The organism is Streptomyces sp. NPDC017943 (assembly GCF_044328425.1).
GTDB lineage: Bacteria > Actinomycetota > Actinomycetes > Streptomycetales > Streptomycetaceae > Streptomyces > Streptomyces djakartensis_A.
The window spans coordinates 539,386-549,905 of record NZ_JBIRHH010000006.1; the positions used below are offsets into that span (position 1 = coordinate 539,386).

Consider the following 10,520-nt stretch of genomic DNA (forward strand, 5'->3'; position numbering starts at 1 on the left):
CCGTCCGTGAGACCCTTGAGGACAAGTGTCCACCGACGGAAAGCCTTGCAGTGACCGTGACCGACCGCTCCCAGGAGCTCATCAACACCGCCGCCCAGGCGGCCGCAGACAAGCTGGCGCACGACATCGTCGCCTACGACGTGAGTGACGTGCTGTCCATCACGGACGCCTTCCTGCTGGCCTCCGCGCCCAACGACCGCCAGGTCAAGGCCATCGTCGACGAGGTCGAGGAGCGGCTGTCCAAGGAACTCGGCGCCAAGCCGGTGCGCCGCGAGGGCGACCGGGAGGCCCGCTGGGTCCTGCTCGACTACGTCGACATCGTCGTGCACGTCCAGCACAGCGAGGAGCGCGTCTTCTACGCCCTGGAGCGGCTGTGGAAGGACTGCCCCGAGCTGGAGCTGCCCGAGGACGCCCGGGCCACCCGCGGCAAGGCCGAGGAGCACGCCAAGCTGCAGGCGGCCGAGGAGGCGGCGGAGCTGGACGGTGACTGGCGGTGAGCACCCTCGGTGAGGCCGGCAGGCCGGGCCGCGGCCGCCGCATCATCCTGTGGCGGCACGGCCAGACCTCCTGGAACGTGGAGCGCCGCTTCCAGGGCAGTACGGACGTCGAGCTCACCGAGACCGGTGTCGCCCAGGCCCGCCGCGCGGCCCGTCTGCTGACCTCGCTGAAGCCGGACGCGATCGTCGCGTCCGACCTCAGGCGCGCGGCGGCGACGGCCGCCGAGCTCGCCGTGCTCACCGGCCTCGACGTCGCCCACGACGAGGGGCTGCGCGAGACCTACGCGGGCGTCTGGCAGGGCCTGACGCACGAGGAGATCATCAGCCGGTACGGCGAGGAGTACGCCGCGTGGAAGCGCGGCGAACCCGTGCGCCGCGGCGGCGGGGAACTGGAGACCGAGGTGGCCGACCGGGCCGCCCCCGTGGTGCTCCGGCACGTCGACAAGCTCCCCGAGGACGGCACGCTCGTCGTGGTCAGCCACGGCGGCACCATCCGCACCACCATCGGCCGCCTGCTGGGGCTGGACGCGCACAACTGGGAGAGCCTGGGCGGCCTGTCCAACTGCTGCTGGTCCGTGCTCGGCGAAGGCGCCCGCGGCTGGCGGCTGCTGGAGCACAACGCCGGCACCCTGCCGGAGCCGGTGCTCGGAGACGACGACTGACCCCGGATTTCACTTTCCGGCAGGTCGCAGGCTAAAGTTCTTCTTGTTCGCCCCGCCAGCGGGGAGAGAACACCAGGGGCTATAGCTCAGTTGGTAGAGCGCCTGCATGGCATGCAGGAGGTCAGGAGTTCAATTCTCCTTAGCTCCACATCAAGATCCCGTTCCCGTCAGGGGGCGGGATTTTTCATGCGCGCGGTTGAGTCGTCCGGGCCGTTCCGGCCGTATAGCTCTACAGCCCCGCCGGGGTGCCGTGTCCGGACTGGTACTGAGGCGTCGCTGACCGTATTGGTCCGGCCGTGGCAGAATCAAACGGCCGGAAGGGGGCGCGACCCGACGGGAGGGAGTAGCGATGCCTGCGAGCATCCTCGAGGAGGCCGACCACCTCCTCGGCTCAGCGGTGCCACCGGTGATGTCCACCCGCCTCAGCTGCCCTTCCTGCGGATCCGCGCATGTGGCCCAGATGCTCGGCGACAACGGCGGTGTCTCCTACGTGTGCACGGCCTGCGGCCACAGCTGGAGCTGATCGATGGGTGCACACAGGCGGAAGTGCGACTGGTGCGGCAGCGGGACGCCGATCGTCCGCGACATGGAACCGATCAACCCCGACTACCAGTACTGGTGCGAGGAATGCGCGCGGGCGCTGATCATAAAGGGCGACCCGATCGAGACGTACCGCGAACTGGAGGGTGAGCCGATCTACGGCCGGCTCCTGGAGGAGCACTGCACCCTCAAGCGGTTCTACTCGTTCGTGACGGCCTGAGGGGCGACAGGGCGACAGGGCAACAGGGTGGCAAATCGGTCATATCGGGCGCGGCGAAACCGATTTGGCGTTGGGCCCGCAGGACCAGTAATGTTGGCGTCGCCGCCGGGGAGACCCGGAGGGCAACACCGCAAGGGGCTATAGCTCAGTTGGTAGAGCGCCTGCATGGCATGCAGGAGGTCAGGAGTTCAATTCTCCTTAGCTCCACAGCAGATGAGAAGGCGGGCCATCCGAATGGATGGCCCGCCTTCTTGTCGTTCGTCGTCCTTGTCGTGTCGTACGTCGTCCGTGTCGTCCGTGCGGCTGCGGGCGGGGACCCCCGGAGGGGAACCGCCCGCAGCCGTTGCTCAGCGGCCCAGGGCGCGGCGGCCGCGGCCCTGGGAGAGGACCGGCAGGTTGCGGGAGGGCGCCTGGCCGCGCGTGTCCTCCTCGATGCGCAGGGCCAGCGCCGGGCAGCGGCGCACCGCGCGTAGAGCCTTGGCCTCGGCGTAGCGCGGCACCTGCGCCTGGGCCACCGTCGGGAAGCCGTCGGCGCCCAGCTGGAACACCTCGGGCAGGATGTCCGCACACAGGCCGTGGCCCCGGCACAGCGTCCAGTCCACGAAGATCTTCTGGCGGCTGGGGCCGTTCTCCTCCGTCTCACCGCCCGGGATGCCCGTCGGGGCCCTGCCCCCCTCGAAGAGCGGCAGGACGCCCTCCACGCGCCGTCCGCAGCCGTTGCCGAGGACGTGGGCGGCCAGGTCGTCCGTGAACGCCTTGATGGTCGACTCCAGGAACATCGCGGAGCCGTCGGGGTGCGAGCAGGCCCCGCGCCGCTTCACGTTCTTGGCGACCTGCTTGAGGGCCTCCAGGGCCGCCGGTCCGCCGCCGTTGAGGATGTCCTCCAGACCGCGCGCCGCGGCCGGCAGGCCGAGGTAGCAGGGGCCGCACTGGCCCGCGCTCTCCTCGGCCAGCCACTGGGCGACCCGCAGCGACTCGCCCAGTGGGCAGGTGTCCTGACTGATCGGCAGGATGGCCCCGGCGCCGAGGGAACCGCCCACCGCGTCCAGGGAGTTGCGGGAGACGATCGCCTCGTTGACCGTCGCCGCGTCGATCCACTTGCCGTGGTAGCCGCCGGTGAGCACGCCCTGCGGGACCGGCGGCGCGCCGGCCAGCTGCAGGACGTAGCGCAGTGGTACGCCCGTGGGGACCTCGATCACCATGGGCCGCGCGACCGCCCCGGAGACGGTCAGCATGACGGTGCCCGGCTCGTCGTACAGGCCGGTGTTGCCGTAGCGCTCCGGGCCGATGCGGGCGGCGATGGCCAGCTGGGCGAAGGTCTCGGCGTTGGACAGCAGGGTGGGCGCGCCGCCGACGCCGTTCTGCGAGGCGCTGACCTTGCGGCCGGGCGGGACGGCGGGCCCGCCGTCGATCGAGCGGATCAGCGACGCGGCGGCGCCGGTGACCATGCGGACCGGGTTGCGCTGCACGCGGGCGCGCAGGGCCGACCTGCGGCCGTTGCTGAGACCGCGCTCGGCCAGTGCGGCCTCCATGGAGCGCTGCGTCGACTCACGGGTGACCCCCACCACGAGCGTGCGGGCACCCAGGGCCTCGGCGCACAGCAGCGCGCCGTCCAGGATGAGGTGCGGGGCGCGGTTGATCAGCACCGTGTCCTTGCGGCAGGCCGGTTCGTCCTCGCTGCCGTTGACGACGACGACCGGCCGGACGCCGCGCTTGATCGCCGCCTCGGCGACCGAGCGCAGCTTCTTGTGGAAGGGGAAGCCCGCGCCGCCGCGGCCCTTCAGGTTGATGCGTTCGGCGAGTTGCGCGAGCTGCTCACCGCCCATCGGCTCGAGCGGCCCGTGCACCTTCAGGTGCATGGGCAGATCGAGCCGATCGACAAGGTCGAAGCCCGACGTGAGCTGGGGAAGGCCGACGACGCGGACTTCGGGAACGTCGGGCAGGGCCTCGTTCACTTAAAGCCTCCGGAAGGCGTGTTCCAAGGTTCGCCCGATCCCGGTGCGTCGAAGTCGTAGGACGCACCGGGCAGTGTTTCAGTGGCGGGACCGCTGTTGTACGTGTCGTCCGGGTAGTACGTGTCGCGCGGGGCGTTCGACTCACCCGTGTCGTACACATCACTCGATCCGTAACCGCCTGTGCCGGGATTGCCGTAGGCCGGGATGCTTTGTCCGGTGTCCTGCAGGGGGTCGTAGGGCGGGATGTTGAAGCCCGTGTCCTGGAGCGGGTCGTAGGCCGAGGGCGGGGCCTCGCCGACCGGGGGCGGGGACGGTATCGGCCAGTTGCCCGAGGTGCTGGAGGGGCCGTCCACGGTGGGGACGACCTGGGTGGGTTGCAGGTCCAGCGGCAGTTCCATGCTGGTGGTCGGCCCCGGGGCGAAGGCCTGGCGGCCCAGGGGAGGGGCCGAGACCGCGCGGTAGGCCGCGGCGAAACCGCCCGTGGACTCCTGCGGCGAGGGGCGTTCGGCCTGCTCGAAGCGCGGCGCGGACGCCTCCCGCCCGGCGCCGGCCTTGCGGCTCTCGTAGCCGGGCAGTGCGGAGCCGCCGGCCGCCCGGGCCCGGCTCTCCTCCAGGCTTCTGCGGCCCTGGCCCTCACCCGGGCCGATCAGGGCGGCGAACCGGTCGGCGACCTTGCGCTTCACCGGGCGCGGGGCGGCCCGCAGCGCGAGGGCGGCGGTCACACCGGCCAGGGACAGGCCGTACAGGACGATGAAGATCGGCTTGGCCGCGCGACCCGCGTAGAGGCCGTGCACGAGGGCGGCGCACCAGGCCGGGTAGGCCAGCATGTGCATGGCGCGCCAGCGGGCCGCGACGGGCGCGGGGGAGGCGAAGCGGTTGCGCAGTGCGCCGGTGATCCCCACGAAGATCATGAGCAGTCCCGCCAGGGTGCCCAGACCGATCAGGAACGCCCGGCCGGTGACCAGCTCTTCGTCGGTGAGGAGCAGCCCGAAGGGGATCACGGCGGCGATCCACGAGGTGTGGGCCAGGGCCAGCTTCACCCCGATGTGCACCAGCAGGAAGACGATCGAGGCGACGGCCGTGGTCCGGTGCACGGCCTGCGCCAGGATGCGCCTGCGGGCGTCGAGCAGGATCCGGTCCTGGGCGACCAGGCCCCAGATCACCGAGCACGACAGGCACACGAGGGACAGCACACCGGCGCCGAAGTTCAGGAACTCGGCGAACGAGTCGTCTGCCGTGGAGTCGTAGGGGTTCACGACCGGTCTCCCCACGTCCCGGCGAGCGGGTGTGGCGAGTTGATACTGCGAAGAGGGTTCATGGGGGCAACTCCGAGCGGTTCGGGAAAGCAGCGGTCCCGCTGCCGCACTCTAAGCGGAGCCATACCGATCGGTAGCAGGTTTGAGTTATTGCGTTGTTATCAAAGGACAATGTGGTCGTTGTGATGCCCCATAGCGGCCGTTACGCGAAGTAACTATTGACCAAGGTTCAGCTTTTGGTCGGCCGAGGCCCCTCGACAAGCGCGTCGCGGTGCGCTGAGGGCCTGCGGTACCCTGACGCCATGCGTGCCGTACGCCTTCTGCTTAGCGGGCCGCGCTGATCAGTCCCGGCCACCGGACGACACGAGTGGCCGGAATCGGCGCGGCGTCCCCTCCTGTGCGAGGGGATTTTTCGTTTCTCGAACCAGACAGCCGCAGGCAGAGACGATCGATGGAGCTTTGAGGATCATGAGCGAGACGAACCCCGCCGCCGCCTCCGAGGTGGCGGCGCCGCACCGCTACACGGCAGCCATGGCTGCCGACATCGAGGCGCGCTGGCAGGACTTCTGGGACGCCGACGGCACCTACGCGGCGCCCAACCCCACGGGCGACCTGGCCGGCGACCCGGAGACCGTCGCCCGGCCCAAGAAGTTCATCATGGACATGTTCCCGTACCCGTCCGGTGCGGGCCTGCACGTCGGCCACCCCCTGGGCTACATCGCCACGGACGTCTTCGCCCGCTTCCAGCGGATGACCGGCCACAACGTCCTGCACACCCTGGGCTTCGACGCCTTCGGCCTGCCCGCGGAGCAGTACGCGGTGCAGACCGGCACGCACCCGCGCGTGTCCACCGAGGCCAACATGGAGAACATGAAGGCGCAGCTGCGCCGGCTGGGCCTGGGCCACGACAAGCGCCGCTCGTTCGCGACGATCGACCCGGACTACTACAAGTGGACCCAGTGGATCTTCCTGCAGATCTTCAACTCCTGGTACGACCAGGACGCCCGCCGGGCCCGCCCGATCGCCGAGCTGGTCGCCGAGTTCGAGTCCGGTGAGCGGCCCGTACCGGGGCACACGCGCGCGTGGAGCGAGCTGAGCGCCGCCGAGAAGGCCGACGTCCTGGGCGGGTTCCGGCTGGCCTACGCCTCGGACGCGCCGGTCAACTGGTGCCCCGGCCTGGGCACGGTCCTGGCCAACGAGGAGGTCACCGCCGAAGGCCGTTCCGAGCGCGGCAACTTCCCGGTCTTCAAGGCCAAGCTGCGTCAGTGGAACATGCGCATCACGGCCTACGCCGACCGGCTGCTGGAGGACCTGGACGCGCTGGACTGGCCCGAGGCCATCAAGCTGCAGCAGCGCAACTGGATCGGCCGCAGCGAGGGTGCCCGCGTCGACTTCCCCATCGACGGCGAGCGCATCACGGTCTTCACCACCCGTCCCGACACCCTGTTCGGCACCACCTACATGGTGCTGGCGCCCGAGCACCCGCTGGTCGAGAAGTTCACCCCGGCCGCCTGGCCGGAGGGCACCCACGAGGTGTGGACCGGCGGCCACGCGACCCCGGCCGAGGCCGTCGCCGCCTACCGCGCGCAGGCGGCGTCCAAGTCCGACGTGGAGCGCCAGGCCGAGGCCAAGGACAAGACCGGCGTCTTCATCGGCGCCTACGCGACCAACCCGGTCAACGGCGAACAGGTCCCGGTCTTCATCGCCGACTACGTGCTGATGGGCTACGGCACCGGCGCGATCATGGCCGTGCCGGCCGGCGACCAGCGGGACTTCGAGTTCGCGCGCGCCTTCGAGCTGCCGATCCACTGCATCGTCGAGCCCACCGACGGCCGCGGCACCGACACCGCCACGTGGGAGAACGCCTTCTCCTCCTACGACGCCAGGATCATCAACTCGTCCAACGACCAGGTCAGCCTGGACGGCCTGGGCGTCGCCGAGGCCAAGGCGCGCATCACGGAGTGGCTGGAGCGGACCGGTGTCGGCGAGGGCACCGTCAACTTCCGCCTGCGCGACTGGCTGTTCAGCCGCCAGCGCTACTGGGGCGAGCCGTTCCCGATCGTCTACGACGAGGACGGCATCGCCCACGCGCTGCCCGAGTCGATGCTGCCGCTGGAGCTGCCCGAGGTCGAGGACTACAGCCCCCGCACCTTCGACCCGGACGACGCCGACACCCAGCCCGAGACGCCGCTGTCGCGCAACGAGGACTGGGTCAACGTCACGCTGGACCTCGGCGACGGCCCGAAGAAGTACCGCCGTGAGACCAACACCATGCCCAACTGGGCCGGTTCCTGCTGGTACGAGCTGCGCTACCTGGACCCGCACAACAGCGAGCGCCTGGTCGACCCCGAGATCGAGCAGTACTGGATGGGTCCGCGCGAGGGCATGCCGCACGGCGGTGTCGACCTGTACGTCGGCGGCGCCGAGCACGCCGTGCTGCACCTGCTGTACGCCCGCTTCTGGTCCAAGGTGCTGTACGACCTGGGCCACGTCTCCTCCGCCGAGCCGTTCCACAGGCTGTTCAACCAGGGCATGATCCAGGCCTACGTGTACCGCGACAGCCGCGGCATCGCGGTGCCGGCCGCCGAGGTCGAGGAGCGCGACGGCGCGTACTGGTACCAGGGCGAGAAGGTCTCCCGGCTGCTGGGCAAGATGGGCAAGTCCCTGAAGAACGCCGTCACGCCCGACGAGATCTGCGCCGAGTACGGAGCCGACACCCTGCGCCTGTACGAGATGGCGATGGGTCCCCTGGACGTCTCGCGGCCGTGGGACACGCGCGCGGTGGTCGGCCAGTTCCGGCTGCTGCAGCGGCTGTGGCGCAACATCGTCGACGAGGCGACCGGCGAGGTCACCGTGGTCGACGCCGAGCCGGACGAGGACACGCTGCGCGCCCTGCACAAGGCGATCGACGGGGTGCGCGGGGACCTGGAGGGCATGCGGTTCAACACCGCCATCGCCAAGGTCACCGAGCTGAACAACCACCTGACCAAGACGGGCGGGGCCGTGCCCCGCCAGGTCGCCGAGCCGCTGGTGCTGATGATCGCGCCGCTGGCCCCGCACATCGCCGAGGAGCTGTGGCGCAGGCTGGGCCACACCGACTCGGTGGTCCACCGGGACTTCCCGGTGGCCGACCCGGCGTACGTCGTCGACGAGACGGTGACCTGCGTGGTGCAGATCAAGGGCAAGGTCAAGGCGCGGCTGGAGGTGCCGCCGTCGATCTCCGACGACGAGCTGGAGAAGGTCGCGCTGGCGGACGAGAAGGTCGTCGCGGCACTGGGCGGCGCCGGGATCCGCAAGGTCATCGTGCGCGCGCCGAAGCTGGTGAACATCGTCCCGGCGTGAGCGCCCGGACTCCGCGGCAGCCGTGGGGATGACCTGCCGGTCGTCCCCCATGGGTCCCCTACGGGCAGGTTCGGGGTTCTTCTGGAACTCCGGACCTGCCTGTTGCGTTTACCGTGGAGAGCGATGTGAGGTGTGCCGCGGCGCCCTGAGGAGGAGCCCTTGTGGAAGCAGTGATCGCAGTCTTCGCCCTGCTCTTCGTGCTTCTCGTCGCGCTCGGCGCGTACGCCACCGTGAAGGCCGTCGGCGCCGCCAAGCGCAGCGTGGACCGCGGCATCAGCCAGGCCCGCCGCACGGTCGAGGACCACACCCTGCGGGCCAAGTCCCTCGCCCAGACCGGCGCCGCGGGAGAACTCGCCCAGCTGCGGCTGAAGCTGCGCACCTCCATGCGTGCCACCCAGGACGCTCTGAACGCGGCCGCCACCGACGACGAGTCCGTGAAGGAGTCCTTCGGCCTCTTCCAGCGGCTCGGTGTGCACGGCCACGAGCTGGACGGTGAGCTGAAGCGCCTGGAGTCGGAGCCCGACCGCGCCACCCTGCGGGAGCGCCTGCCCGAGCTGCGTGAGCGCACCGAGCGCATCACGCAGTCGGCGGACGCGCTGCGCTGGGCGGTCCGCGACCGCGCCCACCGCTTCTCGGGCGACGACCTGGACACCCTCAGCGCGCAGATCGACGTGGAGGCCGGCGCCCTGCGGCACTGGACGGCGGCGCAGGCCCCGCCCGCCGCCCCGGCCCCGCAGGGAGCGAGCGGGACGGGGAGGGCCGGCGAGACCTCCGCCGCCGGGCAGACCCGGCCCGGGACCACGCGGTCCGGCGCGGAGCAGGAGCCGGGGGCACGACCCGCCATCACGGCGCCCGCACCCCGCCCGACCTACCCCTGGCAGAAGAAGCCCCGCCCCGAGAGCACCACTTGATCCGGCCACGCGTGCCCCGGCGCCCCGGGGCCGGGCTGCCGCACGGCCACTACGGCAGGTAACCTCCAGCTCATGTCCCGCCATGTCGCGATCGTCACCGATTCAACGGCCTACCTGCCGGCCCGGACGATGGAGCGGCACGGCATCACCGCGGTCCCCCTGACCGTGGTCCTCGGCGACCGCGCCCTGGAAGAGGGCACCGAGATCTCCACCCGGGCCCTCGCCCAGGCTTTGCAGAAGCGGCGCCCGGTGACGACCTCGCGACCCGCGCCCGCGGTCTTCGAGGAGACCTACCGCGAGGTCGCCGAGTCCGGCGCCACGGGCATCGTCTCCCTCCATCTGTCCGCCGAGCTGTCCGGCACCTATGACGCGGCCGTCCTCGCCGCGCGCCGGGCGCCGGTGCCGGTGCGGGTGGTGGACACCGGCATGATCGCCATGGCACTCGGCTTCTGCGCGCTCGCGGCGGCGGAGGTGGCCGAGTCGGGCGGCACGGTGGACGAGGCCGTCACGGCCGCGGAGAAGCGGGCCGCGGGCACCTCCGCCTACTTCTACGTGGACACCCTCGACTACCTGCGCCGGGGCGGCCGTATCGGTGCGGCACAGGCCCTGCTCGGTTCGGCGCTCGCGGTCAAGCCGCTGCTGCAACTGGCCGACGGGCGGATCGAGCCCCTGGAGAAGGTGCGCACCGCGTCCAAGGCCATCGCCCGCCTGGAGGAGATCGCGGCCGACCGCGCGGGCAGTGCGCCCGTGGACGTCGCCGTGCACCATCTCGCCGCCCCCGACCGGGCGTCGGCCCTCGCCGACCGGTTGCGGACGCGACTGCCCGGGCTGGCGGATCTGCATGTCAGCGAGGTCGGGGCGGTGATCGGGGCGCACACCGGGCCCGGGCTGCTGGGGGTCGTGGTCTCGGCTCGGTGAGCGCGGTGGGTGCATCACGTCTGTGAGGGGCGCATCCCTCCTGTGCGGGCGCATCCCTCCTGTGCGGGCGCATCACCCCTGTGCGGGCGGATCTCCCCTGTCGGGCGGATCACTCCTGTGAGGGGCGGAGTTGTCCACAGGCTGTGGGTTGTCCACGGGATTCGACCAAGATCATCGCGGGTGGGCCGGTGTGGCCGATCCTCCTCGCATGGCACTTCG

At 71.0% G+C, this 10,520-nt stretch carries 9 protein-coding genes and 2 tRNA genes; 9 read left to right on the top strand and 2 right to left on the bottom strand.

Annotation, left to right across the window (positions count from 1 at the left end; all coding sequences use genetic code 11):
• Positions 1 to 50: 50 nt before the first annotated feature.
• The 6 genes from rsfS to ACH4C6_RS22590 all read left to right on the top strand — a co-directional run bounded on the left by rsfS (position 51) and on the right by ACH4C6_RS22590 (position 2,126).
• Positions 51 to 497, top strand: coding sequence for a ribosome silencing factor (gene rsfS, locus ACH4C6_RS22565; protein WP_376323015.1), 447 nt, complete (start codon positions 51 to 53; stop codon positions 495 to 497).
• The gene (locus tag ACH4C6_RS22570; RefSeq protein WP_398110439.1) at positions 488 to 1,159 is read left to right on the top strand and encodes a histidine phosphatase family protein; all 672 of its coding nucleotides are present in this window, start codon (positions 488 to 490) and stop codon (positions 1,157 to 1,159) included. The genes rsfS and ACH4C6_RS22570 overlap by 10 nt, the downstream gene beginning before the upstream one ends.
• 75 nt (positions 1,160 to 1,234) lie before the next feature.
• A tRNA-Ala gene (locus tag ACH4C6_RS22575) sits at positions 1,235 to 1,307 on the top strand.
• A 201-nt stretch (positions 1,308 to 1,508) separates the two neighbouring features.
• A complete protein-coding gene (locus tag ACH4C6_RS22580) occupies positions 1,509 to 1,682 on the top strand; it encodes a hypothetical protein (protein ID WP_369195687.1) in 174 nt (57 codons plus the stop codon).
• A gap of 3 nt (positions 1,683 to 1,685) precedes the next feature.
• On the top strand, positions 1,686 to 1,919 hold the full coding sequence (locus ACH4C6_RS22585) for a hypothetical protein (RefSeq protein ID WP_006136074.1): 234 nt from the start codon (positions 1,686 to 1,688) through the stop codon (positions 1,917 to 1,919).
• A gap of 134 nt (positions 1,920 to 2,053) precedes the next feature.
• Positions 2,054 to 2,126 (top strand) — tRNA-Ala (locus ACH4C6_RS22590).
• A 140-nt stretch (positions 2,127 to 2,266) separates the two neighbouring features.
• On the opposite strand, the gene ACH4C6_RS22595 is transcribed toward ACH4C6_RS22590, so the two are convergent.
• The gene (locus tag ACH4C6_RS22595) at positions 2,267 to 3,874 is read right to left on the bottom strand and encodes an NADH-ubiquinone oxidoreductase-F iron-sulfur binding region domain-containing protein (protein ID WP_398110380.1); all 1,608 of its coding nucleotides are present in this window, start codon (positions 3,872 to 3,874) and stop codon (positions 2,267 to 2,269) included.
• Positions 3,871 to 5,130, bottom strand: a complete 1,260-nt coding sequence (locus ACH4C6_RS22600; RefSeq protein WP_398110381.1) for a cytochrome b/b6 domain-containing protein — start codon at positions 5,128 to 5,130, stop codon at positions 3,871 to 3,873. Before ACH4C6_RS22600 ends, ACH4C6_RS22595 begins: the two co-directional genes overlap by 4 nt.
• 468 nt (positions 5,131 to 5,598) lie before the next feature.
• On the opposite strand from ACH4C6_RS22600, the gene leuS reads away from it, so the two are divergent.
• The 3 genes from leuS (at position 5,599) to ACH4C6_RS22615 (ending at position 10,301) form a co-directional block, all read left to right on the top strand.
• On the top strand, positions 5,599 to 8,472 hold the full coding sequence (gene leuS, locus ACH4C6_RS22605) for a leucine--tRNA ligase (protein WP_398110382.1): 2,874 nt from the start codon (positions 5,599 to 5,601) through the stop codon (positions 8,470 to 8,472).
• Between the two features lie 161 nt (positions 8,473 to 8,633).
• Complete coding sequence (locus ACH4C6_RS22610) at positions 8,634 to 9,383, top strand: hypothetical protein (protein WP_398110383.1); 750 nt, start codon at positions 8,634 to 8,636, stop codon at positions 9,381 to 9,383.
• 72 nt (positions 9,384 to 9,455) lie between these two features.
• Positions 9,456 to 10,301, top strand: a complete 846-nt coding sequence (locus ACH4C6_RS22615) for a DegV family protein (protein ID WP_398110384.1) — start codon at positions 9,456 to 9,458, stop codon at positions 10,299 to 10,301.
• Positions 10,302 to 10,520: the final 219 nt, after the last annotated feature.

Excerpts from the sequence above, each read along its gene's own strand:
- ACH4C6_RS22585 (WP_006136074.1), top strand. The coding sequence starts at position 1,686 with ATGGGTGCACACAGGCGGAAGTGCGACTGGTGCGGCAGCGGGACGCCG.
- ACH4C6_RS22615 (WP_398110384.1), top strand. The coding sequence starts at position 9,456 with ATGTCCCGCCATGTCGCGATCGTCACCGATTCAACGGCCTACCTGCCG.
- leuS (WP_398110382.1), top strand. The coding sequence starts at position 5,599 with ATGAGCGAGACGAACCCCGCCGCCGCCTCCGAGGTGGCGGCGCCGCAC.
- ACH4C6_RS22580 (WP_369195687.1), top strand. The coding sequence starts at position 1,509 with ATGCCTGCGAGCATCCTCGAGGAGGCCGACCACCTCCTCGGCTCAGCG.